Below are 26,303 nucleotides of genomic sequence, written 5' to 3' on the forward strand. Positions count from 1 at the left end.
GCCGCCCCGCCCGGCCCCGCATAGCATCCGCTATGTACTCGTATGTCCAGAATTCCGGCCCGCCCCGGCGTCGCCGGCCTTCCGTGCACTGGGGAGAGCGACGCACATGGCCAACCCGGCACTCGTGGACCCGGCCACCATCCGTGCGACGGTCGCCGAGGCCTGGATCCGCGCCTACCCGATGCTGCGGAACTACCGCACCCTGTACGCGCAGGCCCTGGACGACGCGGACCCGCGCCACGTCGGCGGCTTCGGCGTCTTCCGCCACCACCGGCGGCCGTCCACCCCGGCCGACACCGACGTCGTCACCCCGAACAACGACACCCCGTACTCCTGGGCCTGGCTGGACCTGCGCGCCGAGCCGTGGGTGGTGTCGGTCCCGGCGACGGACCGCTACTACGTTCTGCCGCTGCACGAACTCGACACCGTCTACGCCGGGTTCATCGGCAGCCGGACCACCGGCCCGGAGGCCGGCGACCACCTGGTGGCCGGCCCCGGCTGGCAGGGCGAGCCGCCCCCCGGCGTCCGCGGGGTGATCCGCACCGCGACCCGGCTGGTCGGGATCGTCGGCCGGACCCAGCTGGCCGGCGGGACACCGGCGGAGCTCGCCGAGCTGTCGGCCGTCCAGCAGGGCTACCGGCTGCGCCCGCTGCACGCCTACGCGGGCACCCCGGCGCCCGCCCCCGCGCCGGAGCCGGTCTGGCCGGTGTGGCGCGAGGAGGTGCTCGGCACCGTCGAGTTCCTGACCTTCCTCGACTTCCTGCTCGGCTTCTTCCCGCTGCACGGCGAGGTCGCGCTGCCGCCCGCCGAGACCGACCTGCGCGGGCGCCTCACCGACCTGGGCGTCGACGGCCGCGGCGAGTTCGAACCCGCCGCACTGCCCCTCGCGGTGCGCGCCGAGATCGAGCGCGGCATCGCCGACGGCCGCACCCGGCTGGCCCGCGCCACCGGTGAACCCGGCACCTCGGCCGGGTTGTTCGGCACCCGTGGAGAGGTCGGCGCGGACTTCCTCGGCCAGGCGGTGGGCGCCGGGCTCGGCCTCTACGGGCTGCCTGCCGAGGAGGCCTGGTACGGCGGCTGGCCGGTCGACAGCGCCGGCAACCGGCCGCCGAACGCGAGCGACCGCGACTACGTGATCCGCTTCGGCCCGGACGACCTGCCACCGGCCCGGTTCTTCTGGTCGGTCACCATGTACGGGCTCCCGGACCGCCTGCTGGTCGACAACACCCTGGACCGCTACTCGATCGGCGACCGCACCCCGGGCCTGGTCCGCGACCCGGACGGCGGACTCACCCTCCACGTCCGGCACAAGCGCCCCGCCGACGCCGGGCACTCCGCCAACTGGCTGCCCGCCCCGGACGGCCCGTTCTCGGTGGTCGCCCGGCTCTACGGGCCGGACCGCTCCGTGCTCGACGGCCGCTGGCGGCTCCCGCCGCTCGACCCGCGGTGACCGCCCCGCCCCCGCGGTGACCGCCCACGGCGAGCGCCGAAACCCGACGGGCACCCGACGGGCATCCCGTACCGACCTGACGAAGGACACCCGATGAACCAGCCCGAGCTGGAGGCCCTGGCCGCCGACGCCTACGTCTACGGCTACCCGCTCGTCGCAGGCCTCACCATGGTCGAGCGCTTCACCAAGGGCGGCCTGGGCACCCTGCCGGCGGCGGAGTTCAACCACTTCAGCCACGCCACCCGGCTGGCCGGGCCCAGGGACCACTTCGTCTCGGTCAACAACGACACCGTCTACTCGGTCGCCCAGCTCGACCTCTCCGAGGGCCCGCAGGTGCTGCGCGTCCCGGACACCGCGGGCGCCTACTACGTGCTGCAGTTCGTCGGGGCCTGGACGGACAACGTCGCCTACCTCGGGAGCCGCGCCACCGGCACCGAGGAGCAGACCTGGCTGGTCGTCCCGCCGGGCTGGCACGGCACACCGCCCGACCCGACGCGGGTGATCGAGGTGCCGACCACGGTGGCGACCATCGTCGGCCGCTTCGCCTGCACCGGCCCGCGCGACCTCCCCCGGGTCAAGGCCCTCCAGGCCGCCCTCACCCTGGAGCCGTTGGAGCCCGGCGGGCTGGTCGCCGGGCTGCCCGAGCCGGACCCGGACGTCCCCGAGCGGCTGGCCTTCTTCGAACGGCTCAGGGTCTGGATGCAGGCCTTCCTGCCGGCCGGGCCGGACGTCGAGTACCAGCGGCGCTTCGCCCCGCTCGGCCTCCTCGACCCGGGCGCCTCGCCGTACCGCGCGGCCGCCGCGGACTGGACGCTCGCGCTGGGCAGGGGCCTGGCCGCCGGCCGGGAGCGGGTCGAGGACGCCACCCGCCCGCCCGAGGACCACCCGCTCGGCGAGTGGCGTTCGGCGCTCCACCTGTTCGACTACAACATCGACCACCTGGGGCCCGGGACCCGCGACGAACCCGACTGGCGCATCCCCGACCGCCGCGCCGGCTACCTCAGCCGGGCCGCCGCCGCCCGGGCCGGCCTCTGGGGCAACCACGCCTACGAGGCCTCGTACGCGATGACCTACGACGACTCCGACGGCCGCCCGCTCAGCGGCGAGCACCGCTACACGCTGCACTTCGACCAGCCGCCGCCGGCCGAGGCCTTCTGGTCCGTCACGATGTACGGGCTGCCGGACTACTACCTGGTGGAGAACCCGATCGGGCGCTACTCGATCGGCGACCGCACCCCGGGCCTGGTCTACGGCGAGGACGGCTCGCTCACCCTGACGCTCCAGCACGAGGAACCCGAGGACGGGCCGACGGCGGCCAACTGGCTGCCCACGCCGCCCGGCGAGTTCCGTCCGATCATCCGGCTCTACCAGCCGAAGCAGGCCGTGCTGGACGGCAGCTACCGGGTGCCGCCGATCCGGCGGAGCTGACCGTCCGGGCCGTACCGCTCCGCCCGTCCCCCGCCGTACGGGTGCCTCAGCGCGCGGCCGGGGACGCACCGCCCGCCGGGGCGGCCGTGGGAGAGCCCGACGGCTGCGCGGAGGGCTGCGAGGAGGGCTGCGAGGACGGGTGCGCGGACGGGTGCGCGGACGGGTGCGCGGACGGCGAGGAGCTCGGTGAGGAGCTCGGCGAGGAGGAGGGCGAGGGCGACGGCGGCGCGGAGGAGGGCGAACCCGACGGGGACGGGGACGCCGTCGCCGACCCGGACGGTCGCGGGGTCCCGCTCGGAGTGCCACCGGGCGTGGAGCCGGTCGAACCGCTCGAGCCCGTTGAGCCGGTCGGTGTGGGATCGGGTGTCGTCCCCGGGGCCGCCGTGGCGGTCGGGCCCGGGTCGGCGGGGGAGGAGGCCGAACCGCCCCGGTTGTGCGGGCCGCCCTCCAGGGTGACGACCGCCTGCGAGGGCGGCAGCGCGATCCGGGCGGTCCAGTGCGTCGTGGGGGCGAGGTCCTCGTCCACCGTGACGATCACGGTGATCCGCTGGCCCGGGGCCAGCGTCCCGGAGTCACGGCTGAGCCGGAGCCAGCCGGCGTCCGGCGCGGCACGCCAACGGATCTCGGTGGCACCGGAGTTGGTGAGCGTGAGGACGGTCCGGCTGCCGTACTCGCCGGCCTCGACGGTGAGCAGCCCGGTCGCGGCCGGTGCGGCCTGGCCCGGCCAGGGAGCGGTGACCCGCTCGACCGCGGGGGCGGGGGCGGCGACCAGGGTGGGGCTGCCGATCGGGGTCGCGCCGCGGGCCGGTACCGGTACGGCCGGTCCCTGGAGGGCGAGCCGCGGAATCCCGGGGAACAACGTTTCTGCAGTGCCGGAACCGGACGTGACCGCCCCCGCACCCGCCAATTCCATCCCGGGGACCGCGGACGACTCCGGGTCGGCCGGATCACCCGCCGACGGCCGCGCGTCCGGCGGCAGCTGCCCGCCCGCCCGGCCGGCCTCCTCCACCCGCACCGTGGAGACCGAGGCCGCCGACCCCGGCTCGCCGCCGCCGCGGTGCCCCGCCCAGAGCGCGACCACCGGCGCGGCCAGGACGGCGGCCAGCACCCCGGTGGTCACCACCCGCCGGCGGACCGCCAGCGCGCGGCCCGTGTCCGGCGCCCGGTGCCGGGGGAAGCCGCCCTGGTCGAACCGCAGTCCCGGATCCACCGCCGGGGCCCCGGCCGCCCGCCGGGCCCGCCGGGCGGCCCCGGACGCCGTCGGCAGGTAGCCCGCCGCGCCGTCCTCCGCCGCGCCGTCCTCCGCCGCGCCGTCCTCGCCCCCCTCGCGCATGCCCGGCCCGCCCCCCACCGGTGCGGCCGCGGGCGCGGTCAGCAGCGCCAGCCCGGACAGCCCGGCCGAGCCCTCCGCCGCCTCGTCGCCCACCCGTTCCGCCGTCCCCCGGCAGGTCGGGCAGTCGACCACGTGCTGCACCAGCTCCCGGCGCAGCGCCGGACCGAGCACCCAGTCCCGCCAGGACTCCGCCCCGGCCCCGCCGAGCCGGTCGAGCTCCGGGCAGCTGCCCACCCCGAGCACCAGCAGCGCGGCCCTGGTCCGGGCCACCTCGGCCTCGGCGGCGGCGAGCAGGGCGCGGGTCCGTTCGAACGGCAGCCCCAGGACGGCCGCCACCTCGTGCGGGGTCAGCCGGTGCCGGACGGACAGCTCCAGCGCCTCGCGCTGCTCGGGATCGGTGCCGGCCGCCTCCGGCCAGGCGAGCGAGGCCAGCTCGCGCCGACGCCGGGCCGCCTCGGCCTCGGCCGGCTCCGCTCCGGGCTCCCGGCCGGCGCCGTCCGCCAGACGCCGCTGGCAGCAGTACCTGGCCAGTGCGAACAGCCAGGCCCGGACCAGCCCGGGCTCGGCGAGCCGGGCGCCGTGCCGCCGGGCCAGCTCGCGGACCTCGTGCAGGGCGGCGGCGGCCGCGTCGTGCTCGCACAGCACCGAGAGGCAGTAGGTGAACAGGCCGTCCACCTGCCGGTCGTACGCCGCGAGCACGGCGGCCGGCGGCGCTTCAGTACGCGTTGTCACCCGTCCGACGGTAGAGACGGCGGGCGGTGGGCCCCGGCCGTTCGCCGCGTATGTACTTCTTTCGGGTAACAACATCGTCCATCTGTGTGGACGCCGCCCGGCCCCGGCCCGTGCATCCGCCCGCCCCGGCCCGTGTACCCCGCCCGGCCCCCGCCCGTGCACCCCGCCGGGCGGGGCGCCCGCGAGGGGCCCGCGCCCCTCGCTCGTCCGGCGGTGTCAGACCCAGGCGCTACGGTGGCCGCATGGCTGCCCGTACCAAGACCACCGCCAAGCCCCGCCCGGCGTACCGCTGCACCGAGTGCGGCAACCAGCTGCCCAAGTGGGTCGGCCGCTGCCCGGAGTGCAACGCCTGGGGCACGGTCGAGGAGTACGGCGCGGTGCCGATCCGGACGACCGCCGCCGGCCCGGTCAGCGCGCCCGCCCGCCCGATCGCCCAGGTCGACGGCCAGGTCGCGACGGCGCGTTCGACGGGCGTTCCGGAGCTGGACAGGGTGCTCGGCGGCGGGCTGGTCCCGGGCGCGGTGGTCCTGTTGGCGGGCGAGCCCGGCGTCGGCAAGTCCACCCTGCTGCTGGACGTCGCGGCCAAGGCGGCCTCCGACCAGCACCGCACCCTCTACGTCACGGGCGAGGAGTCGGCCGGCCAGGTGCGGCTGCGGGCGGACCGCATCAACGCCCTCTCCGACCACCTCTACCTCGCCGCCGAGTCCGACCTCGGCGCCGTGCTCGGGCACGTCGAGGCGGTCAACCCCGGCCTGCTGATCCTGGACTCGGTGCAGACCATCGCCTCCGCCGAGCTGGACGGCGCCCCCGGCGGCCCGGCCCAGGTCCGCGAGGTGGCGGGCGCGCTGATCCGGGCGTCCAAGGAGCGCGGCATGGCCACGCTGCTGGTCGGCCACGTCACCAAGGACGGCCAGATCGCGGGCCCGCGCCTGCTGGAGCACCTGGTGGACGTCGTGCTCAGCTTCGAGGGGGACCGCCACGCCCGGCTGCGGCTCATCCGCGGGGTCAAGAACCGCTACGGCGCGACGGACGAGGTCGGCTGCTTCGAGCTGCACGACGAGGGCATCGCCGGTCTGGCGGATCCGTCCGGCCTCTTCCTGACCAGGCGTGACAAGCCCGTCCCGGGCACCTGCCTCACCGTCACGCTGGAGGGCAAGCGGCCGCTGGTCGCGGAGGTGCAGGCGCTGATGGTGGATTCGCAGATCCCGTCGCCGCGGCGCACCACCTCGGGCCTGGAGTCGCCGCGGATCGCGATGATCCTGGCGGTGGTCGAGCGGCACGGCGGGGTGAAGCTCGGCAAGCAGGACATCTACACCGCGACGGTGGGCGGGGTGAAGCTGAGCGAGCCGTCCGCCGACCTCGCGGTCGCGCTCGCGGTGGCCAGCTCCTCCTCCGACACCCCGCTGCCCAGCAACCTGGTGGCGATCGGCGAGGTCGGCCTGGCGGGCGAGGTGCGGCGGGTGACGGGTGTGCAGCGGCGGCTCGCCGAGGCGCACCGGCTGGGCTTCACGCACGCCCTCGTCCCGCCGGACCCGGGCAAGGTGCCGCCGGGCATGAAGGTGGTGGAGGTGGCCGACATCGGCGAGGCGCTGCGGGCGATCCCGGGCCGCCGCCGGGCCGCCGCCAAGCCCCGTGGTGAGGCACCGTCGGCGCCGCCGGCCCCCCGTTCGGCCCGGGTCGTCGCCGATCCGGAGGAGCTGATGGACGGCTGGGAGCCGCTCGACTCCGACGAACTGCGCTGACCCAAGCCCTGTCGATGCCGCACGCAGTTAGACTTTCCCCAGTCTCATTGGCCAGTAGGCAGTACCGAGCGGTACTGAGCGACAGAGCAACAGACCGCGGACCGGCGCACGGCGCGAGGCGCGCGGCACGGGGTCGACCGGAGGAGTCACGTGGCAGCCAGCGACCGGGGGGCGGACAAGGCCTCCCGTGAGGAGGCCCTGCTGCGGGCCTCCCTCACCGCCATCGCGCCCGGCACGGGGCTGCGCGACGGCCTGGAGCGGGTGCTCCGGGCCAACACCGGCGGCCTGATCGTGCTCGGTTTCGACAAGACGGTCGAGTCGATCTGCACCGGTGGTTTCGTCCTGGACGTGGAGTTCACCGCCACCCGCCTGCGCGAGCTGTGCAAGCTCGACGGCGCGGTGGTGCTGGACAAGGACATCACCAAGATCGTCCGGGCCGGCGTGCACCTGATGCCGGACTCCACCATCCCCACCGACGAGACCGGCACCCGCCACCGCACCGCCGAGCGCGTCAACCGGCAGACCGGCTTCCCGGTGGTGGCGGTCTCGCACTCGATGCGGCTGATCGCGATGTACGTGAACGGCACCCGCCGGGTGCTGGAGGACTCGACCACCGTCCTGTCCCGCGCGAACCAGGCGCTGGCCACCCTGGAGCGCTACAAGCTGCGCCTGGACGAGGTCGCCGGCACGCTCTCCGCGCTGGAGATCGAGGACCTGGTGACGGTCCGGGACGTCACCGCCGTCGCCCAGCGGCTGGAGATGGTCCGGCTGATCGCCACCGAGATCGCCGGCTACGTGCTGGAGCTCGGCATCGACGGCCGTCTGCTCTCGCTCCAGCTGGACGAGCTGATCGCGGGCGTGGAGCCGGAGCGGGAGCTGGTCGCCCGGGACTACTTCCCGGAGCGCGCCGCCAAGAAGGGCCGCACGGTCAACGAGGTGCTGGCCGATCTGGAGGCGCTCACCCACGCCGAACTGCTGGACCTCCAGACGGTCGCCAAGGCGCTCGGCTACTCGGGCTCCCCGGAGTCGCTGGACTCCGCGGTCTCGCCGCGGGGCTACCGGCTGCTGGCGAAGATCCCGCGTCTGCCCAACACGGTGATAGAGCGCCTGGTCGAGCACTTCGGCGGTCTGCAGAAGCTGCTCGCCGCCAGCATCGACGACCTGCAGACGGTCGAGGGCGTCGGCGAGACCCGGGCCCGTTCGGTCCGGGAGGGCCTGTCCCGCCTTGCCGAATCGTCCATCCTGGAACGCTACGTCTGACCGGGGGCGCCCGTCTCGCGGCGCCTCCGCCCGGGCCCCCGGCGAGCAGGTCTCCCGGGGGCCTTCGCACGTCCCGCCGCGGCCCGCTGCGTCCTGCCGCGCCGCGCCCCGCCGCCGAACGCCGAAGCCCCCACCACCGGAACCGGTCCGGCGGTGGGGGCTTCGCGTGGAGCCGAGGGTGCCTCAGCTCTCCAGACGGATCGAGGAGCGCGCCGAGACCTGCCCGCCGGAGAGGCCGGTGAGGTCGGCGACCACCAGGTAGGTGCCGGCGGCCGGGGCCGTCGTGTCCACGGTGGCGCACTGCGGCTTGCTGCGGCTGCGGTCCCAGGTGAAGGTCTCGGTCATGCCGTTGTTGGCCGGGATCTGCACCCAGGCGCTGCCGCGGTCGCTCGGGCAGTCGCCGGAGGACCAGATCCGGTCGCCGTTGCTGGCGGTCACGGTGATCGCGGAGGCGGTCCGGCCCAGGTCCACCCGGCAGTTGGTGCCGGAGGCGTTCTTCACGGTGAGCGAGAGCCGGGGCTTGTCCTTGGGCTGGTACGAGTTCTGGGCGCCGGTCAGCTCCAGGGTGACCTGGGAGGAGACGCAGACCGGCAGGGCCATCACCTCGGCCGTGTTCACCGCCGGGGCGCCGCCCGAGCCGCCCGACCCGCCCGAGCCGCCCGACCCGCCCGCGGCACCCGCGCCGCCCGCGGCACCCGCGCCGCCCGTCCCGCCGGAGGCACCGCCCGCGGCCGCGCCACCGCCCGATCCGCCCGTGGCGGGGGCCGGGTTGGGGGCTCCGCCGGTGCCGCCGGTGCTGAGGCTGACCTCGCCGCCGCCGGAGCCGGCCACCGGGCCGCCGCTCTGGCTGCCGCCACCGCCGCTGCCGCCGCCGGGGCGGGCCGCCGGCCCGCTGGGCGAGGCTCCGGGCGTGATGGCCTGGGCGGGGGTCTGGGACTGGGACGGAACGGCCTGGGCGGCCTTGCTCTGTGATCCGCCGTCACCGCCCTGATCGGTCATCAGCCAGGCGATCAGGGCGACGACCGCCGCGACGGCGGCGAGCATGACGAGGCGCCGGCGCCAGTAGATCGAGGCCGGCAGAGGTCCCACGGGTTGACGCAGAGAGGGCACGCCCAAACTCTACGAGACTGTGTGTGGCGATTGACTCACCAACACTGCACAGTCGCCCCTTCCTTCACATGATCCGCCATTTGCGCCGTTCGAGGGAGCCCCGAAGCGGTGATTTCCCCGCGGTTCACCGAATTGTCCGGAGCCTCGAACTCCGCTTCGGCCGGGGCCGCCGGGCATGGGAGGATCGAAGGGCCATGGCTGCCATCACCCCCGTTCCCGTTGCTCCGACCGGCTCCGCACCGGAGGCCGTCCGGTTGCCGATGCCCCTGCCGCTCTTCCACGCGACCGTCCTCGACTGGTACGAGGCCGGAAAGCGCGACCTGCCCTGGCGGACGCCCGACGCGACGCCCTGGGCGGTCATGGTGAGCGAGTTCATGCTCCAGCAGACCCCCGTGAAGCGCGTACTGCCCGCCTGGGAGGCCTGGCTGACCCGCTGGCCCACCCCGGCGGCGCTCGCGGCCGACGCGCCCGGCGAGGCGGTCCGGATGTGGGGCCGGCTCGGCTACCCGCGCCGCGCGCTGCGGCTGCACGCGGCCGCGGTGGCGATCACCGAGGAGCACGGCGGCGAGGTGCCTGACGACCACGCGACGCTGCTCTCGCTGCCCGGCGTGGGGGAGTACACCGCCGCCGCGGTCGCCTCCTTCGCCTTCCGTCAGCGGCACGTGGTGCTGGACACCAACGTCCGCCGGGTGTTCGCCCGCGCCGTCACCGGCGTCGAGTACCCGGCCCAGGCCACCACGGCCGCCGAGCGCCGTACGGCGACCGCGCTGCTGCCCGACGACGCCGAGACGGCGGCCACCTGGGCGGTCGGCGTGATGGAGCTGGGCGCGCTGGTCTGCACCGCGCGCGGCCCGGAGTGCGGGGACTGCCCGCTGTTCGCCCACTGCGCCTGGCAGCGGGCCGGCCGCCCGCCGTACGAGGGCCCGGCCCGGCGCGGCCAGACCTACGAGGGGACGGACCGGCAGGTGCGCGGCAAGCTGCTCGCGGTGCTGCGGGAGGCGCACGGCGCGGTGCCGCAGGCCCGGCTGGACGAGGTCTGGCCCGACGCGGTGCAGCGGGCCCGGGCGCTGGACGGACTGGTCGCGGACGGCCTGGTCGAGCCGGTCGAGCAGGGCGTCTACCGGCTGCCCCAGTAGCCGGCGCCTCCGCGGTACGGCCCGGCCCGCCCGTTCGCGCTCCCGGTGTCCGAAGGCGCCCGCGGGACACCTCGGGACACCCGGCGCCCCCGGGCCCGCGGGGACGCACGAAGGCGCCCCCGGAGCACGGCTCCGGGGGCGCCTTCGGCACGTCGGGCGGATCAGATGGCCGCAGCCTCCAGCGAGGCCTCGGCCGCCTTGTCCTCCTTGCCGGTGCCGACGCCGCGCAGCGGCACCTCGCGCAGGAACACCGCGGCGGCGATGGCGATCACGGCCGCCGCCGCGCCCCACAGGAAGACGGTGTGCAGGCCGTTGGACACCGCGTGGTGGTAGGCGTCCTGGATGGTGTCGGGGAGCTTGCGCAGGGCGGCCGGGCTCATCTGGCCCGGGTCCTTCACCCCGCCGCCGCCCGCGGTGGCCTGCTCGCCGAGCCGCTCCTTCATCGTCTCGGTGACCCGGTTGTTGAACAGCGCGCCGAAGAGCGCGACGCCGAAGGAGCCGCCGATGGTGCGGAACAGGGTGGCGGTGGAGCTGGCCACGCCCACGTCCTTGAGCTCGACGCTGTTCTGCGCGACGAGCATGGTGATCTGCATCAGGAAGCCCATGCCGGCGCCGAGCACGACCATCCAGCAGGCGGAGGTGAAGCTGCTGGTCCCGGTGCCCATGGTGGAGAGCAGCACCATGCCGCCGGTCATCACGACGGTGCCGATGATCGGGTAGATCCGGTACTTGCCGGTCTTGGTGACGGCCTGGCCGACCACCAGCGAGACGACCAGCATGCCGAACATCATCGGCATCAGCAGCAGCCCGGAGTTGGTGGCCGAGGCGCCCTGGACGATCTGCTGGTAGAGCGGCAGGAAGACGGTCGAGCCGAACATCACGAAGCCGACGATGAAGCCGATGATCGAGACCAGGGTGAAGTTGAGGTTCTTGAACAGGCTCAGCGGCAGCATCGGCTCCTGCACCCGCTGCTCGACGTAGCAGAAGGCGATCAGCGAGGCGGCGGAGAGCGCGGCCAGACCGAGGATCTGCTTGGAGCCCCAGGCGTACTGCTGGCCGCCCCAGGTGGTGATCAGGGTGAGCGAGACGATGCCGGTGGTGAGCAGCAGGGCGCCCAGGTAGTCGATCCGGGCCGTGTTGCGGACCTTCGGGAGCTTCAGGGTGACGACGACCACGGCGAGCGCGACCACGCCGAGCGGCAGGTTGATGTAGAAGGTCCAGTGCCAGCTGAGGTGGTCGGTGATGAAGCCGCCGATCAGCGGGCCGCCGATGGTGGCGAGGGCCATCACCGCGGCGAACATGCCCTGGTACTTGCCGCGGTCGCGCGGCGGGACCAGCGCGCCCATGATCGACATGACGCCGACCATCAGACCGCCGGCGCCCAGGCCCTGGAGGGCGCGGAAGCCGATCAGCTCGTTCATGTTCTGCGAGAGGCCGGACAGCGCCGAGCCCACCAGGAAGATCACGATCGAGGTGAGGAAGGTGCCCTTGCGGCCGTAGAGGTCGCCGAGCTTGCCCCAGATCGGGGTGGAGGCGGCGGTGGCCAGGGTGTAGGAGGTGACGACCCAGGACAGGTGCTCGGCGCCGCCGAGGTCACCGACGATCGTCGGCATCGCGGTGCCGACGATCAGGTTGTCGAGCATGGCCAGCAGCATGGTGACGACCAGGCCGACCATCACGAGGCGGATCTCGCGGGGCGACCGCGGCTGTTCCTCCTCGGCCGTCTGCTCCTCCGGTGCCGGCCCGGCGGTCTTGGACTGTGACATGAGGTGGTGTCTCCCGGGGGGTGTTGCGGACGAGCGGAGGCCGTGCGTGCCTGCTGGCCGACTACTTACTTGTCGCCCGGCTAGTTTGGTGTACCGTCGGCACGGTAAGTTGTGTACTAGCCGGCCGTCAAGCCAGTTTCCCGAGCGGCCGTCCGGGCAGGGAGAATGGCCCGGGGCGGACGCCACCGGGGTCCGCAGCAGTCACCGACGCAGTCATGAGGCAGGCCATGGGCACTCCGCACAGCCCCCGCAGCGACACCCGGGCTCGCATCATCGAGGTGTCGTTGGAGCTCTTCTCCGAGCAGGGCTACGAGCAGACCTCACTGCGCGAGATCGCCGACCGCCTCGGCGTCACCAAGGCCGCGCTCTACTACCACTTCAAGACCAAGGACGACATCGTCCTCGGCATCGTCGAGCGGATGGCCGCGCCGATCGACGAGACCATCGCGTGGGGCCGTGAGCAGTCCTGGAGCCCGGAGATGCGGGACGAGCTGATCCGCCGCTTCGCGGACGGGATGGCCGAGCGGGCGCCGCTGCTGCGCTTCTTCCACGAGAACCAGCCCGCGCTGCGCGAGTCCCCGGCCGGGCTGGCGTTCCGGGACCGCATGATCACCATGATCCAGCTGGTGCACGGGCCGGACGCCGACTTCCAGGACCGGCTGCGCGCCGCGATGTCCCTGTTCACCGTCCACTCGTCGCTGTTCCTGCTCAAGCAGGACGACTCCGAGTGCGGCCGGACCGACAACGTCTGGGGCGAGACCTCACAGGTCGCGGCCACCCTGGAGGACGCGATCGCGGCGGCCCGGGTGGTCGCCCTGGAGATCGGCGGCCGGATCAGCCACCCCGCCCCCGCGCGCCCCTGAGACCGTCCGCCCCGTCCGCCCCGGGGCGGACAGGGCGGGGGCCCGGGGTCAGAAGTCGGTGACGCCGTGCCCCGCGAGGTACGCGATCGGGTTGACCACCGCGCCGTAGTGGTTGCTGGTGCGGATCTCGAAGTGCAGGTGGGGCCCGGTCGAGTTGCCGGTGCTCCCGGAGCGCCCGATCCGCTCGCCGGCCGACACCTTGTCGCCCGCCGAGACGGCGAGCGAGGACATGTGCGCGTACTGCGCGTAGCGCCCGTCCGCCAGCCGCAGCACGACCTCCTTGCCGTACGCGCCGTCCCAACCGGCCGACACCACGGTCGCGTTGCCGACCGCCAGCAGCGGGGTGCCCGGGGCGACCGCGAAGTCCACCCCGGTGTGGTACCCGGCGGCGTACTCGGCGTTGGCCTTCCCGTACGGGTTGCTGGTCCGTGCACCGGGGGCGGGCGCCGACCACTCGGGCGCGGGTGCCGGGGCGGGTGCCGGGGCCGGGGCGGGCTCGGCGGCGGGTGCCGCGGCGGGGGCCGGGTCCGCGGGCGCTGCGGCGGCGGCCGGCGGCTCGGTCGGCAGCAGGTTGGCGGCCACCGCGACGGAATCCTGCGCCGAGTCCCCGCCGCCGGGGAGCCGGTAGGAGCTCGGCCCCGACACCTGGACGATCCCGGGGCTGGGCACCGCGGCCTGCGGTGCCGTGAAGGCCGAGCTGCCCGGGGTGGTGGGCCGGACGGTGTGCGCCGAGGCGCTGCCGGGGGCGGCCACCAGCAGCCCGCCGGCGAGCAGGGCGGCGACCACGCCCGCGGAGGCCACCGCGTGGTCCCGGTCGGCGCGCTGACGGCTGCCCGGCAGGGTGGCGTGACGGGGCGTGGCGAGCGCGCGCAGCGGTGCGGCGGCGTGGGTGCGGACGGCGTGGCCGAGCCGGGGCTGCCAGGCCGCGGCCTGGGCGGCGGCGCGGGCGGCGAGCCGGCGCAGCGCGGGCCCCACGGGCGGGACAGAGGACATCGGTTGCCGTACCTCACGGTCGTACGAGGGCAGCACGGAAGGACCCGTTCGGGCTGTGCTGCGCGGGGACCACTCAGGTGTAACCGTCACCGGGCGCAGCCCCAAACGGTGTGACGTACTACGGCGGGTAGTCGGCGTCGCGCCCGGGATCCGGGCCGGCGGAGCGACGATCACGGGATCGGATCGACCACCACCGGTCCGCGGCGGCCGCCGGGCCCGCCGGGCCGCCTACTACCGCCGCTCGTACCCCTTCCGGCCCCTGTGACCAGTCCCACGCCGCACCGGGGTTTGTGCCGGCCCCGGGGCCTTTCGCGGTCCGCGCCGCTGACCTGACGGGCCCGCTGCGGGACCATCGACCCATGTATGGCAACAGGAGCGAAGACCCCGACGGCAGTGACCGCCCGAGCCTCCCGGACCGCCGCTTCGCCGCCCTGCGGGGCTGCGAGCGGATCCTGTCCGGCGCCCGGCCGCAGAGCATGCGCGAACGCCTCGCCGCCCTCGCGGCCGCGGACGGCGGCCTGGACCACCGGCCGGACCAGTACGGCGACGGCGTGGTCCGCACCCTGGAGCGCCGGGTCGCCGACCTGCTGGGCACCGAGGACGCGGCCTTCTTCCCCACCGGCACGATGGCCCAGCAGGTCGCCCTGCGGATCCACGCCGAGGCCGCCGGGCTGCGCACCGTCGCGACGCACCCGCTGGCCCACACCGACCGGGCCGAGCGGCAGGCGCTCGGGGTGTTGACCGGACTGCGCAGCGTCTGGCCGACCATCGCGCCGCGCCAGCCCACCGCCGCCGAGCTGCGCGCCTTCGACGAGCCGTACGCCGCGCTCAGCCTCGAGCTGCCGTTGCGCGAGGCCGGGTTCGTGCTGCCCGACTGGGCGGAGCTGACGGCGCTGGCGGAGGTGGTCCGGGCGGAGCACGGCGCGGCGCTGCACGTGGACGGCGCCCGGATCTGGGAGTCGGTGCGGCACCTGGGCCACTCGTTGCCGGAGATCGCTGGGTTGGCCGACTCGGTCTACGTCTCCTTCTACAAGACGCTCGGCGGGGTCAGCGGCGCCGCGCTGGCCGGCGCCGCGGGCTTCGTCCGCACCGCCCGGGCCTGGCGGCACCGGTACGGCGGCCAGGTCTACCAGCAGTGGCCGGCGGTGCTGGCCGCGCTGGCCGGGCTGGACGACGAACTCCCGCGGCTGGACCGGTACGTGGCCCACGCCCGGACGGTCGCCGCGGCGCTGGCCGCCGCCTTCGCCGCGGTCCCGGGCGCCCGGGTGCACCCGGCCCCGCCGCACACCCACCAGTTCCAGCTCTGGTTGCCGTACCGCGCCGAGGAGTTGGAGGAGGCCACGCTGGGGCTGGCCGAGGACACCGGGACCGGGCTGTTCGGCGGCTGGCGCGAGCGCGACCTGCCGGGGCTGTCGATGACGGAGGTCACGGTGGCCGCGGCCGCGCTCGACTGGACGGCCGCCGAGGTCGCCGGGGCGGCCGCCGCCTTCCTCGACCGGCTGCCGGCCGGTGGCAAGGTCGGGTAGCGGCGGGGCCCGGTGCAAGGACGACCGGCCCGCCCCCGCGCAGTGCGGGGACGGGCCGGCCGAGGTGTGTTCAGATGCGCCTGGTCACAGGCTGATCGCTACTGCTCGATCGATCAGTTGTCGACCGGACGGACCCGGATCCAGGTCTCCAGGTAGTTCGAGGACTCGTTCTCGACCTCGATGCTGGTGCCCGTCTTCGGGACGTCCACGCCGCTGTACGGGTTGTCCTTGGACCACCAGGACTTCAGGTCCGAGAACTCGTCGACGCCCTTGGACTTCGGGATCGTGGTCTCGACGCCGGCCTTGTGCAGGGTCAGCGCCGGAACCTTGCGGGAACCGAAGGTGGAGTCGAAGCCCTGCATGCGCGGACGCATCAGGGTGCCGTCCGACCACTTGAGCGAGGCCGGGTGCGAGTCGACCGGCAGGACCAGGCCGTGGCCCGGGTGGGCGCTCACGTTGTTGTCGGTCTGCGACTCGTCCCAGTACCAGATCAGCAGGCCGGGCTGGTACGCGTAGTGCTCGACCCAGCTCGGCTTGTCGGCGAAGCCGAAGTTGTACGGGCCGGTCTTCAGGGTCTGGTCGAACGAGACGTACTGCTTGTTCTCGGCGATGTAGTACTGCGCGTAGTCCTTGGTGTACGAGCCGCCGAAGCGGGTGAAGCCGGCGGACGTCCAGCCGTTGTCACCCTTCTCGACGTCGTCACTGAAGACGGTGGCGCCGTCCGCGGTCACCGAGATGTCGTCCACCGCGAAGCCGCGGTAGTGCAGGCCGCCGTCGGTGGTGTTGTGGTAGCGGAACTGGACCTTCTGGCCGGCGTAGGCGTCCAGGTTGAAGGACAGGTCGCCCCACGTGGCGGCGAGGCCGTTGACGGCCGGGCGGCCGTTCTCCTTCGGCAGCGCGGCGCCGTTCCAGGTGCCGTCCACGACGGTCCAGGTCTTGCCACCGTCGGTGGAGACCTCGCCGAACGCGTAGTCGAAGTCCGGCTCCAGCTCGTACCAGGCCTTGGCGTTGATGCTGGCCTTGGCCTTGCCGGTCAGGTCGACCTCGCGGGTCAGCGTGACGTTCAGGTTGTCGGCGCTGCCGCTCCACCACTCCGACGTGCCGGCGAACGGCTTGTTGATGTCGGTGGTGATGCTCTTCTTCGGCAGGTCGACGACCAGGGCCTGCGGGAGGGCGCTGTTGTACTCGACCGGACCGATGTGGTGGGTCGACTCCTTGCCCGCGGTGGCCTTGTCGTACTTCAGCCAGCCGAGCTGCAGCTTGCTCCAGGCGTCGAGGTCGTTCGGCATGTCGCCGATCGCGTCCTTGCCCTCGCCCAGCCAGGAACCGGAGGACATCAGCGACCAGAAGCCGACCGAGTTGTCGATGCCCTTGCCGGCGGTGTCGTACAGGTCCGGCAGACCGAGGTCGTGGCCGTACTCGTGGGCGAAGACGCCGAGGCCGCCGTTCTCGGGCTGCATCGTGTAGTCGCCGATCCAGAGACCGGAGCTGCCGACCTGGACGCCACCGAGCTTGTTGCCCTCGGGGCCGGCCTGGCCGGTCAGGTTGCCGTAGACGTACGAGCGGTGCGCCCACAGGGCCTTGCTGCCCTGCTTGCCGCCACCGGCCGACTTGTCCTCGCCGGCGTGCACGATCTGGAAGTGGTCGATGTACCCGTCGGGCTGGTTGAAGTTCCCGTCGTGGTGCGACCCGTAGCGGTCCCACTGGTCGTACTGGGCCAGCGTCGCCTTGATCTGGGCGTCGGTCTGACCCTTGGCCAGCTGGTCCTTGTACCAGATGTCCACGGCGTCGCGGATCAGGTCCTGCGCGCTGGCGCAGACGTTGGAGCCGCAGTAGTCGGACCCGTAGCGGGCCTCGTTCCACGGAACGCGCACCCAGTCCGAGACCACGCCGTCGACCGAGTAGCGGCCCGAGGACTGCTTCTCGTAGAAGGTCTTCAGCGAGGGCTTGTCCTTGCTGAAGTACAGGTCCTGGTAGTGCTGCTGGTTGTAGTCGGCCTGCCAGGCGGTCGAGTTGTTGGTGGCGCGGTCCGGCTGCGCGATCTCGTTGTGCTTCGGGCCGGGCTCACCCCCGTACTTGACCTTGCCGTCCGCCGTCTTGGTGGTGTTGTCCACCTGGTCGCCGAAGTCGACCAGGATGGTGAAGATCTTGTCCGTGCGCTCGCGGGCGAGCTCCACGTACTTGTCCTTGCCCAGCTTCACGCTGGTGCTGCCGTTGTGCTCCTCGACCTTCGCGGTGCCGGCGAGCAGCTGCTCGGTGGCGGCCTTCTGCTCGGCCTCCACCTTTCCGGTCAGCGGGCCGGGAAAGTTGTGCTCAGTGCTCTGGACGGCCTCGGCCGGGTCCTTCGGCACGGGGGCCGAACCGGCGGCGACGGCGGTGCCCGGGAACATGCCCGCGCCAAGCGTGACTATGACCGCCGCGGCCGTGGCCACCGCAGCGGTTCTCCTGGTGTGCTTCAACGTTGTGACGTCCTCCCCGACCGGGGCCAGCTCTTGGCCAAAGCCCGGCAAACCAAAATGAAAGACAGGTGGACGTCATTTGATACAAGCGTGGACGGAAAAGATAGACCTTGACCCTGACATGGTCACGGCGCTATGCTCCGCGACTTCCCATCAGCTGACCATATGTCAACCGTATGCTCGTTAAAGCTTACTGAGAAATGGGACGCATCCGTACCATCCCGTCCCGAAGCCGTAGATTCCGGTCAGCCGGAACCCGCGGCCCGCGGGCCCGGAACGCACCGAGCCCCCGGCGCGGACGCCGGGGGCTCGGTGGCTGTGAAGTTGTCTGTTAAATGTTGCTACTTCGTCAGGTCCGGACCGGACGAGGCGACCGCGGCCGGGGTGTCCGCGACGGCCGACTTCTCCTCCCCGCGGAAGGTGAACTTGGCGTCCTTGCCCTCGCCCTCGACGTCCACGACGACGATGTGGCCGGCCCGCAGCTCGCCGAAGAGGATCTTCTCGGAGAGGTGGTCCTCGATCTCGCGCTGGATGGTGCGGCGCAGCGGACGGGCACCGAGGATCGGGTCGTAGCCGCGCTTGGCCAGCAGCTTCTTGGCCTCGACACCGAGCTCCAGGCCCATGTCCTTGTCCTTGAGCCGCTCGTCCACCTTGGCGATCATGAGGTCGACGATCTGGATGATGTCGTCCTCGGACAGCTGGTGGAACACCACGATGTCGTCGACGCGGTTCAGGAACTCGGGGCGGAAGTGCTGCTTGAGCTCCTCGCCGACCTTCGCCTTCATCCGCTCGTACCCGGTCTGGGTGTCACCCGTGGCCGCGAAGCCCAGGTTGAAGCCCTTGGAGATGTCCCGGGTGCCGAGGTTGGTCGTCATGATGATGACGGTGTTCTTGAAGTCGACCACGCGGCCCTGGGAGTCGGTCAGGCGACCGTCCTCCAGGATCTGCAGCAGCGAGTTGAAGATGTCCGGGTGGGCCTTCTCGACCTCGTCGAAGAGGACGACCGAGAACGGCTTGCGGCGGACCTTCTCGGTCAGCTGGCCGCCCTCCTCGTAGCCCACGTAGCCGGGGGGCGAACCGAAGAGCCGGGAGACGGTGTGCTTCTCGGAGAACTCGGACATGTCGAGCGCGATCAGCGCGTCCTCGTCGCCGAAGAGGAACTCGGCGAGCGTCTTGGACAGCTCGGTCTTACCGACGCCGGACGGGCCGGCGAAGATGAACGAGCCGCCGGGACGCTTCGGGTCCTTGAGGCCCGCACGGGTGCGCCGGATGGCCTGGGAGAGCGCCTTGATGGCGTCCTTCTGGCCGATGACGCGCTTGTGCAGCTCGTCCTCCATGCGCAGCAGGCGCGAGGTCTCCTCCTCGGTCAGCTTGAAGACCGGGATGCCGGTGGCGGTGGCCAGGACCTCGGCGATGAGCTCCTCGTTCACCTCCGCGACGACGTCCATGTCGCCGGCCTTCCACTCCTTCTCGCGCTTGGCCTTGGCCTGCAGGAGCTGCTTCTCGTCGTCGCGCAGGGACGCGGCCTTCTCGAAGTCCTGCGCGTCGATCGCGCTCTCCTTCTCGCGGCGCACGTCGGCGATCTTCTCGTCGAACTCGCGCAGGTCCGGCGGCGCCGTCATCCGGCGGATGCGCATCCGGGAACCGGCCTCGTCGATCAGGTCGATCGCCTTGTCCGGCAGGAAGCGGTCCGAGATGTAGCGGTCGGCCAGGGTGGCGGCGGCGACCAGCGCGGCGTCCGTGATGGAGACCCGGTGGTGGGCCTCGTAGCGGTCGCGCAGACCCTTGAGGATCTCGATGGTGTGCGGCAGCGACGGCTCGGCGACCTGGATCGGCTGGAAGCGGCGCTCCAGCGCGGCGTCCTTCTCCAGGTGCTTGCGGTACTCGTCCAGGGTGGTGGCACCGATGGTCTGCAGCTCGCCGCGGGCCAGCATCGGCTTGAGGATGCTGGCGGCGTCGATGGCGCCCTCGGCGGCGCCCGCGCCGACCAGGGTGTGCAGCTCGTCGATGAACAGGATGATGTCGCCGCGGGTGCGGATCTCCTTGAGCACCTTCTTCAGGCGCTCCTCGAAGTCACCGCGGTAGCGCGAGCCGGCCACCAGCGCGCCCAGGTCCAGCGTGTAGAGCTGCTTGTCCTTGAGCGTCTCGGGGACCTCGCCCTTGACGATGGCCTGCGCCAGGCCCTCGACGACGGCGGTCTTGCCGACGCCGGGCTCGCCGATCAGGACGGGGTTGTTCTTGGTGCGGCGGGACAGCACCTGCATGACCCGCTCGATCTCCTTCTCGCGCCCGATCACCGGGTCGAGCTTGGCCTCGCGGGCGGCCTGGGTGAGGTTGCGGCCGAACTGGTCCAGGACCAGCGAGGTCGACGGGGTGCCCTCGGCGGGCCCGCCGGCCGTGGCCGACTCCTTGCCGCCGCTCGTCTGGTAACCGGAGAGCAGCTGGATGACCTGCTGGCGCACCCGGTTGAGGTCGGCACCCAGCTTGACCAGGACCTGGGCGGCGACGCCCTCGCCCTCGCGGATCAGGCCGAGCAGGATGTGCTCGGTGCCGATGTAGTTGTGGCCGAGCTGCAGGGCCTCCCGGAGCGACAGCTCCAGGACCTTCTTCGCCCGGGGGGTGAAGGGAATGTGACCGGACGGGGCCTGCTGGCCCTGGCCGATGATCTCCTCGACCTGCTGGCGAACGGCCTCAAGAGAAATCCCGAGGCTCTCCAGGGCCTTGGCGGCGACGCCCTCGCCCTCGTGGATCAGACCCAGGAGGATGTGCTCGGTGCCGATGTAGTTGTGGTTGAGCATCCGGGCTTCTTCCTGAGCCAGGACGACAACCCGCCGCGCGCGGTCGGTGAACCTCTCGAACATCGTTTATCGCTCCTCAGAGCGGTCGGGCAGTTCGGGGTCGGTCCCCGCCCTGTCCTTCCGCATGCTAGTCCCGCTCAGCGGCGCGGCCCACGGATTCACTCCCCGGTACGGGAGCGAGATGCTGCGCGACCAGCCGACACCAATCCCAACCTGATGTTGGGAAACGGTGTTCCCACAGGTGGCCCGGATGCACCGGATACCGCTACGCCATCGGCGAACAAGAGCCGCCGGGGCGGAGCCGGACCGTCCCCGGCCGGTCGCACATACTGCCCCTGGACGGGTCGGAGAACCCGTCCACCTGCATTCATACCCGGTATCGGGGCGGTTCTCGCGCAGTTTCCGCGGTGGCGGTGTTCGCCTGGCGAGAAGTCGGGCCGCGGTGACGGTGGTTCAGTGCCCGCCGCGTCGACCGGTACGCCATCGGTGGTGTCGGCGTTACCGCTTCGCTCCTACAGCGTTGCACAGCTCGTGATTGTTCCGCCGCCCCGGCCCACGCCCCGGACGCCCCCCGGCGCCGGTGGCGCGCAGGCCCTCCGGGCGCGCGCCGCGGGGCGCGGAGGAGATTCCTCCGCGCCCCGCGCGTGTGTCGTCGGCGCCGTGCGCGGCCGCCGGGGCCCCGCACCCGCTCCGGCGTTCCGGCGGCGCCGGGATCAGGAGGCGTTGGCCTTGTCGTAGGCCTCGCGGACCGTGCTCGGCACCCGGCCGCGGTCGTTGACCTCCATGCCCTGCTCCTTGGCCCACGCGCGGATCTTCGCGGTGTCGGGCGCACCCCCGCCGGTGGGGCGCGGCGCCGTGCCGCGGCCCGGGCGACGTGCCCCGGCGAGCCGGCCGCTCTGCTTGCGGCCCTTCTCGACGTACGGCGCCAGCAGACCGCGGAGCTTGTCCGCGTTGGCGCTCTTCAGGTCGATCTCGTAGGCAACGCCGTCGAGCGCGAACGTCACCGTCTCGTCCGCCGAACCGCCGTCGAGATCGTCTTCAAGAATGACCTGCACCCTCTGTGCCACGGGCTTCCCTTTCCGCTAAACGACCCATTGCCTAAGGAAAGGAAAGCGCCTTTCTCCGGAAAACACAAACCCTTGACCGGCGCGGAGCCGCTCAGAGGTGGAGCAGCATGCGTGAGTTGCCCAGTGTGTTGGGCTTCACGCGCTCGAGGTCAAGGAACTCCGCGACACCTTCATCGTACGAGCGGAGAAGTTCTTCATAGACATCCGTAGCGATCGCCGCCGGGTCTGTCGTACCATCATCGGTTTCCTGAACCTCGCCGATCTCGACGAAACCGTGTTTCGCGAAGAAGGGGACCTCGAACGTCAGGCAGAAAATCCGACGGACGCCGAGCCAGCGGGCGGTCTGCACCAGCTTCTCCAACAGCAGGTGTCCGACCCCGAAGCCCCGGCAGGACGGGTCGACCGCGAGCGTGCGGACCTCGGCCAGGTCCTCCCACATCACGTGGAGTGCTCCGCACGCCACCACCGTGCCGTCGTCGTCGCGTTCCGCGACCCAGAACTCCTGGACGGATTCGAACAGCGTGACCGTGGGCTTGTCCAGCAGAATCCCGTCGCGCGAGTAGGCGTCGACGAGCCCGCGCACGGCCCGCACGTCGGTTGTCCGCGCACGGCGGATGGTGACCTCCATGCCGGGACGTTATCGCGTCGGCCCCGGCCCGGTCTCCCCGGTATCGGCTCCGGGCGGCGGCGGGGAATCCGCCGGGGCCGGATCGGACGGGAACAGTGCGGCCACCCGCAAGGCGTCCCGCAGCGCCTCGCGCTGCTCGGGCGACATCAGGCCGAAGAAGTGCACCAGGGCCGCGGCCGGATTGTCGCCGGTGGCCCAGGCGTCGTTCATCAGCGCCGCGGTGTAGGCCTCGCGGGAGGAGACCGGCTCATATCGATAGGCCCGGCCCACCCGCTCGCGGCGCAGCCAGCCCTTTCTGTGGAGCTTGTCCAGGACGGTCATCACCGTGGTGTACGCGATTTCGCGTTCCGACTGCAGATCCAGGAGAACCTCGCGAACCGTCACCGGTCGGTTCCACCGCCACACCCGGGTCATGATGGCGTTCTCAAGTTCGCCGAGTTGCCGGACCATAGTGCGGCCAGGATAGGGAGTGAATGGGGCAAATCTTGTGAAGTGCGCCAAACCGGCGCGCCGCCACCCCGGAATCGGGAATGGCGGCGCGCCGGCCGTTCGGGCGGCTGACCCCGTCGGTCGCGGGTGCGCCGGCGGGTCAGTCGAGGTCTTCCTTGGCCTTCTGGGCCCCGCCCTGCGAGCGGACGATGGCCCGCACCAGGAAGCCGAAGCCGATCGCCATGACCAGCGGCGGCACGATCGCGCTGACGTAGTCCATCAGGTCACTCCTCCTCGGTCTTCTCCGCCGTCGCGGCGGATGCCTTCGGCTCCGGCTTCACCAGCGGGAAGAGCACCGTCTCCCGGATGTTCTTGCCGGTCAGCAGCATGATCAGGCGGTCCACCCCGAGGCCGAGGCCACCGGTCGGCGGCATCGCGTACTCCAGCGCCCGCAGGAAGTCCTCGTCGACCTGCATGGCCTCGACGTCGCCGCCGGCGGCCAGCAGGGACTGCGCGGTCAGCCGGGCGCGCTGCTCGACCGGGTCGACCAGCTCGGAGTAGGCGGTGCCGATCTCGGTGCCGAAGATCACCAGGTCCCACTTCTCGGCCACGCCCGGGACGGAGCGGTGCTGGCGGGTGAGCGGGGAGACCTCGGTCGGGTAGTCCTTGATGAAGGTCGGCCGGACGGCGTTCTCCTCCAGCAGGCGCTCGACCATCTCCAGCACGATCTGCCCGTGGCCCCAGTCCTTCTCGAACGGGATGCCGTGCTCGGTGGCGAGCTTGCGCAGCTCCTCGACGCCGGTGTCGGGGGTGACCTCGGCGCCCAGGCGGGCGGAGATGCCCGGGTAGACGGAGACCTCCTCCCACGGCTCGGCCAGGTCGATCTCGTGCTCCACGCCGTGCGCGTCGACGCCCTTGATCACCGTGGTGCCCAGCGCGTCCCGGGCCGCGTTGACGATCGTCGCGCGGATCAGCTCGGCCTGGGTGTCGTAGTCGCCGTAGGCCTCGTACGACTCCAGCGAGGTGAACTCCGGGTTGTGGGTGGAGTCCGCGCCCTCGTTGCGGAAGTTGCGGTTGATCTCGAAGACCTTCTCGGCGCCGCCGACCACGAGCCGCTTGAGGTACAGCTCGGGAGCGATGCGCATGTACAGGTCGATGTCGTACGCGTTGATGTGCGTCTTGAACGGACGCGCGTTGGCGCCGCCGTGCACCGGCTGCAGCATCGGGGTCTCGACCTCGATGTAGCCGCGGTCCTCGTAGGTGCGGCGGATCGAGCGGACCACCTTGCTGCGCAGGTGCAGGATCTCGCGGGCCTCGGGGTTGACGATCAGGTCGACGTACCGCTGGCGGACCCGGGCCTCCGGGTCGGTCAGGCCCTTGTGCTTGTCCGGCAGCGGGCGCAGGCACTTGGCGGTGAGCTCCCAGCGGTCCACCATCACCGACAGCTCGCCGCGCTTGGAGGTGATCACCTCGCCCTCGACGCCCACCTGGTCGCCGAGGTCGATGTCGGCCTTCCAGGCCGCCAGCCGCTCCGGGCCGAGCTTGTCCAGGGAGAACATCACCTGGAGGTCGCCGGTGCCGTCGCGCAGGGTGGCGAAGCAGAGCTTGCCGCCGGTGCGGGAGAGGATCACGCGGCCGGTGACGCCGGCCCGCTCACCGGTCGCGGTGTCCGGCTCCAGGTCGGGGTGCTTGGCACGCAGGTCCGCGATGGTGGTGGTGCGGGGGAAGCCGACCGGGTAGGGGTCGATGCCGGCGGCCCTGAGCCGGTCCAGCTTCTCGCGCCGGACGCGCATCTGCTCGGGAAGGTCGTCGGTCGCGGGGATTGGGCTCTGATCGCTCACCCCACAAGGGTAGCCAGCCACACACGGTGCTCCGCCACGGGATACGGGTGAGGGGGGCCGCGTCGGCGGCCCCCCTCGGTGCTCCGGCCGGCTCAGCCGGTGCCGGTGGCGAGCTCGATCTCCTCGGGGCCGGCCGGGGCGGGCGGCGCGGCCGGCGCGGGGTGGGCCGGGGGCTTGGGACGGCGGCCGAAGAGCTCGGCCGGGGTCGGCATCCGGTGCGGCCGGGCCGGGGCGGTCTGGGGGGCGGTGGGCCGCTCGGCGGGGGAGTCGGTGCTGCTCATCGTGATCCGTCCTCCAACAGGGGTGGGGAGACTGCTCGGGGGTGCGGCGGGGCTCGGTACGGCGACGAGGTGGCGGGGCTGCCCGGCGGTGAGGGCGAGCCGCTCGCGGACGGCGGCCTCGGCGAGTGCGTGGCAGCGGCCGGCCAGCCGGGAGCGGCGGGCGCGTTCGTGGTGGCCGCAGGGCTGGCGGGTCAGTCCGCGCAGCGCGGTGAGGTCCTCGGGGCCGGGCAGGTAGCCGTCGGTGACGGCCTCCTCCAGGCGTTCCAGGTAGCCGGGTGCGCTGCCGGGCAGGGCGGCCCGGTAGCGCCCGAGGTCGGCGAGCAGGAAGGCGCGCAGCCGGCCGCCCTCCTGGACGGCCTCGTCGATCGCCTCGGTCAGGCGCAGCGCGTCCTGGACGTCCTCCGCCCACAGTTCGGCGCCGGGCCCGGAGAACGCCGGGTGGCCGGGGCCTTGGAGGTGGACGGGGGCGGCGGGGTGCAGGGCTTGGGCGAGGGCGCGGCGCAGCACGCGGACTTCGTCGGCGCTGAAGGCCATGCCGCCGCGCGATCCGTGTGGCGTAGGCATGGGCTGACACTACGTGAGGAATATCCGATTTGTCGGTAACGTCGCGCCGGACACCCCGTGGTCGGGCCCGACGGGCCGCGCCGGGCCCGCGCCCTAGCTGGGCCGGTTGCGTTCGTAGACGAGCCGCAGGCCGATCAGGGTGAGCCAGGGCTCGTGCACGTCGATGGTGGTGGCTTCGCCGAGGACGAGCGGGGCCAGCCCGCCGGTGGCGATCACCTGGACGTCGTCCGGGTCCTTGGAGAGCTCCCGGGCCATCCGCTCGACCAGTCCGTCCACCTGGCCGGCGAAGCCGTACAGGATCCCGGACTGCATGCCCTCGACGGTGTTCTTCCCGATCACGTTGCGCGGCCGGGCCAGCTCGATCTTGCGCAGCTGGGCGCCGCGGACGCCCAGCGCCTCCACCGAGATCTCGATGCCGGGGGCGATCGCGCCGCCCACGTAGTCGCCCCGGGCGTTGACGGCGTCGAACGTGGTCGCGGTGCCGAAGTCGACCACGATGCACGGGCCGCCGTACAGGTGGTTGGCGGCCAGCGCGTTCACGATCCGGTCGGCGCCGACCTCCTTGGGGTTGTCCATCAGGACGTGCACCCCGGTCTTCACGCCGGGCTCCACGATCACCGCGGGGACGTCGCCGTAGTAGCGGCGGGTCACCTCGCGGAGCTCGTGGAGCACGGCGGGGACGGACGAGCAGATCGCCAGCCCCTCCACCGAGGCCTCCCGGACCGCGGTGTGGTTGCCCATCAACCCCTGCAGCAGCACCGCCAGTTCATCGGCCGTGCGGCGCGGATCGGTGGAGATCCGCCAGTGTTCGACCACTTCCTCGCCGTCGAACAGGCCGAGCGTGGTCTGGGTGTTGCCGACGTCGATGGTGAGGAGCATGGGGCGCTTTCTGCGAGT

General features: G+C 72.7%; 19 protein-coding genes. 7 read left to right on the forward strand and 12 right to left on the reverse strand.

Annotated features, from left to right (window positions below; translation table 11 throughout):
* The first annotated feature begins 106 nt into the window (after positions 1-106).
* Both ACIRS1_RS16085 and ACIRS1_RS16090 read left to right on the forward strand, forming a co-directional pair.
* On the forward strand, positions 107-1,450 hold the full coding sequence (locus ACIRS1_RS16085; protein ID WP_402839934.1) for a DUF1254 domain-containing protein: 1,344 nt from the start codon (positions 107-109) through the stop codon (positions 1,448-1,450).
* A 93-nt stretch (positions 1,451-1,543) separates the two neighbouring features.
* On the forward strand, positions 1,544-2,878 hold the full coding sequence (locus tag ACIRS1_RS16090; protein ID WP_402839936.1) for a DUF1254 domain-containing protein: 1,335 nt from the start codon (positions 1,544-1,546) through the stop codon (positions 2,876-2,878).
* Between the two features lie 46 nt (positions 2,879-2,924).
* Here the strand turns inward: ACIRS1_RS16090 and ACIRS1_RS16095 are convergent, their stop codons facing one another.
* The gene (locus ACIRS1_RS16095) at positions 2,925-4,943 is read right to left on the reverse strand and encodes a sigma-70 family RNA polymerase sigma factor (protein ID WP_402839939.1); all 2,019 of its coding nucleotides are present in this window, start codon (positions 4,941-4,943) and stop codon (positions 2,925-2,927) included.
* A gap of 242 nt (positions 4,944-5,185) precedes the next feature.
* On the opposite strand from ACIRS1_RS16095, the gene radA reads away from it, so the two are divergent.
* Both radA and disA read left to right on the forward strand, forming a co-directional pair.
* The gene (gene radA / locus ACIRS1_RS16100; RefSeq protein ID WP_360212712.1) at positions 5,186-6,685 is read left to right on the forward strand and encodes a DNA repair protein RadA; all 1,500 of its coding nucleotides are present in this window, start codon (positions 5,186-5,188) and stop codon (positions 6,683-6,685) included.
* A 201-nt stretch (positions 6,686-6,886) separates the two neighbouring features.
* Positions 6,887-7,945, forward strand: coding sequence for a DNA integrity scanning diadenylate cyclase DisA (gene disA, locus ACIRS1_RS16105; RefSeq protein WP_360212808.1), 1,059 nt, complete (start codon positions 6,887-6,889; stop codon positions 7,943-7,945).
* A 183-nt stretch (positions 7,946-8,128) separates the two neighbouring features.
* On the opposite strand, the gene ACIRS1_RS16110 is transcribed toward disA, so the two are convergent.
* A complete protein-coding gene (locus ACIRS1_RS16110) occupies positions 8,129-9,034 on the reverse strand; it encodes a hypothetical protein (RefSeq protein WP_402839943.1) in 906 nt (301 codons plus the stop codon).
* A 215-nt stretch (positions 9,035-9,249) separates the two neighbouring features.
* Between ACIRS1_RS16110 and ACIRS1_RS16115 the strand changes: the two genes are divergently transcribed.
* Entirely contained in the window at positions 9,250-10,191 is a 942-nt protein-coding gene (locus ACIRS1_RS16115) for an A/G-specific adenine glycosylase (protein WP_387902049.1), read from the forward strand.
* A gap of 161 nt (positions 10,192-10,352) precedes the next feature.
* Here the strand turns inward: ACIRS1_RS16115 and ACIRS1_RS16120 are convergent, their stop codons facing one another.
* Entirely contained in the window at positions 10,353-11,957 is a 1,605-nt protein-coding gene (locus ACIRS1_RS16120; protein ID WP_402839946.1) for an MDR family MFS transporter, read from the reverse strand.
* Between the two features lie 227 nt (positions 11,958-12,184).
* Here ACIRS1_RS16120 and ACIRS1_RS16125 point away from each other — a divergent pair, with 227 nt between their 5' ends.
* On the forward strand, positions 12,185-12,820 hold the full coding sequence (locus tag ACIRS1_RS16125) for a helix-turn-helix domain-containing protein (RefSeq protein WP_360212718.1): 636 nt from the start codon (positions 12,185-12,187) through the stop codon (positions 12,818-12,820).
* Between the two features lie 48 nt (positions 12,821-12,868).
* On the opposite strand, the gene ACIRS1_RS16130 is transcribed toward ACIRS1_RS16125, so the two are convergent.
* Positions 12,869-13,813 (reverse strand): M23 family metallopeptidase, encoded by a 945-nt coding sequence (locus tag ACIRS1_RS16130; protein ID WP_402839950.1) that lies wholly within the window; start codon positions 13,811-13,813, stop codon positions 12,869-12,871.
* A gap of 359 nt (positions 13,814-14,172) precedes the next feature.
* Between ACIRS1_RS16130 and ACIRS1_RS16135 the strand changes: the two genes are divergently transcribed.
* Positions 14,173-15,339, forward strand: coding sequence for a beta-eliminating lyase-related protein (locus ACIRS1_RS16135; protein ID WP_360212722.1), 1,167 nt, complete (start codon positions 14,173-14,175; stop codon positions 15,337-15,339).
* Between the two features lie 113 nt (positions 15,340-15,452).
* On the opposite strand, the gene ACIRS1_RS16140 is transcribed toward ACIRS1_RS16135, so the two are convergent.
* The 8 genes from ACIRS1_RS16140 to ACIRS1_RS16175 all read right to left on the reverse strand — a co-directional run bounded on the left by ACIRS1_RS16140 (position 15,453) and on the right by ACIRS1_RS16175 (position 26,285).
* A complete protein-coding gene (locus tag ACIRS1_RS16140; RefSeq protein ID WP_402839952.1) occupies positions 15,453-17,729 on the reverse strand; it encodes an immune inhibitor A domain-containing protein in 2,277 nt (758 codons plus the stop codon).
* A 410-nt stretch (positions 17,730-18,139) separates the two neighbouring features.
* The gene (locus ACIRS1_RS16145) at positions 18,140-20,659 is read right to left on the reverse strand and encodes an ATP-dependent Clp protease ATP-binding subunit (protein ID WP_360212726.1); all 2,520 of its coding nucleotides are present in this window, start codon (positions 20,657-20,659) and stop codon (positions 18,140-18,142) included.
* A 650-nt stretch (positions 20,660-21,309) separates the two neighbouring features.
* Positions 21,310-21,663 carry an Lsr2 family protein gene (locus ACIRS1_RS16150; protein ID WP_360212728.1) on the reverse strand — a complete coding sequence of 118 codons (354 nt, stop codon included), beginning with the start codon at positions 21,661-21,663 and terminating at the stop codon, positions 21,310-21,312.
* A 91-nt stretch (positions 21,664-21,754) separates the two neighbouring features.
* Positions 21,755-22,291 carry an amino-acid N-acetyltransferase gene (locus ACIRS1_RS16155; RefSeq protein WP_360212730.1) on the reverse strand — a complete coding sequence of 179 codons (537 nt, stop codon included), beginning with the start codon at positions 22,289-22,291 and terminating at the stop codon, positions 21,755-21,757.
* 9 nt (positions 22,292-22,300) lie between these two features.
* On the reverse strand, positions 22,301-22,741 hold the full coding sequence (locus tag ACIRS1_RS16160) for a BlaI/MecI/CopY family transcriptional regulator (RefSeq protein WP_360212732.1): 441 nt from the start codon (positions 22,739-22,741) through the stop codon (positions 22,301-22,303).
* A 263-nt stretch (positions 22,742-23,004) separates the two neighbouring features.
* On the reverse strand, positions 23,005-24,561 hold the full coding sequence (gene lysX, locus ACIRS1_RS16165) for a bifunctional lysylphosphatidylglycerol synthetase/lysine--tRNA ligase LysX (protein WP_396317620.1): 1,557 nt from the start codon (positions 24,559-24,561) through the stop codon (positions 23,005-23,007).
* 92 nt (positions 24,562-24,653) lie between these two features.
* Positions 24,654-25,406 (reverse strand): hypothetical protein, encoded by a 753-nt coding sequence (locus ACIRS1_RS16170; RefSeq protein ID WP_360212734.1) that lies wholly within the window; start codon positions 25,404-25,406, stop codon positions 24,654-24,656.
* A 93-nt stretch (positions 25,407-25,499) separates the two neighbouring features.
* Entirely contained in the window at positions 25,500-26,285 is a 786-nt protein-coding gene (locus tag ACIRS1_RS16175) for a type III pantothenate kinase (protein WP_360212736.1), read from the reverse strand.
* Positions 26,286-26,303 lie beyond the last annotated feature (18 nt).

It is taken from the genome of Kitasatospora sp. NPDC101176 (assembly GCF_044768035.1).
Lineage (GTDB): Bacteria > Actinomycetota > Actinomycetes > Streptomycetales > Streptomycetaceae > Kitasatospora.

Excerpts from the sequence above, each read along its gene's own strand:
- ACIRS1_RS16085 (WP_402839934.1), top strand. The coding sequence starts at position 107 with ATGGCCAACCCGGCACTCGTGGACCCGGCCACCATCCGTGCGACGGTC.
- ACIRS1_RS16090 (WP_402839936.1), top strand. The coding sequence starts at position 1,544 with ATGAACCAGCCCGAGCTGGAGGCCCTGGCCGCCGACGCCTACGTCTAC.
- radA (WP_360212712.1), top strand. The coding sequence starts at position 5,186 with ATGGCTGCCCGTACCAAGACCACCGCCAAGCCCCGCCCGGCGTACCGC.
- ACIRS1_RS16115 (WP_387902049.1), top strand. The coding sequence starts at position 9,250 with ATGGCTGCCATCACCCCCGTTCCCGTTGCTCCGACCGGCTCCGCACCG.
- ACIRS1_RS16120 (WP_402839946.1), bottom strand. The coding sequence starts at position 11,957 with ATGTCACAGTCCAAGACCGCCGGGCCGGCACCGGAGGAGCAGACGGCC.
- ACIRS1_RS16125 (WP_360212718.1), top strand. The coding sequence starts at position 12,185 with ATGGGCACTCCGCACAGCCCCCGCAGCGACACCCGGGCTCGCATCATC.
- ACIRS1_RS16130 (WP_402839950.1), bottom strand. The coding sequence starts at position 13,813 with ATGTCCTCTGTCCCGCCCGTGGGGCCCGCGCTGCGCCGGCTCGCCGCC.
- ACIRS1_RS16135 (WP_360212722.1), top strand. The coding sequence starts at position 14,173 with ATGTATGGCAACAGGAGCGAAGACCCCGACGGCAGTGACCGCCCGAGC.
- ACIRS1_RS16140 (WP_402839952.1), bottom strand. The coding sequence starts at position 17,729 with ATGTTCCCGGGCACCGCCGTCGCCGCCGGTTCGGCCCCCGTGCCGAAG.
- ACIRS1_RS16145 (WP_360212726.1), bottom strand. The coding sequence starts at position 20,659 with ATGTTCGAGAGGTTCACCGACCGCGCGCGGCGGGTTGTCGTCCTGGCT.
- ACIRS1_RS16155 (WP_360212730.1), bottom strand. The coding sequence starts at position 22,291 with ATGGAGGTCACCATCCGCCGTGCGCGGACAACCGACGTGCGGGCCGTG.
- ACIRS1_RS16160 (WP_360212732.1), bottom strand. The coding sequence starts at position 22,741 with ATGGTCCGGCAACTCGGCGAACTTGAGAACGCCATCATGACCCGGGTG.
- ACIRS1_RS16170 (WP_360212734.1), bottom strand. The coding sequence starts at position 25,406 with ATGCCTACGCCACACGGATCGCGCGGCGGCATGGCCTTCAGCGCCGAC.
- ACIRS1_RS16175 (WP_360212736.1), bottom strand. The coding sequence starts at position 26,285 with ATGCTCCTCACCATCGACGTCGGCAACACCCAGACCACGCTCGGCCTG.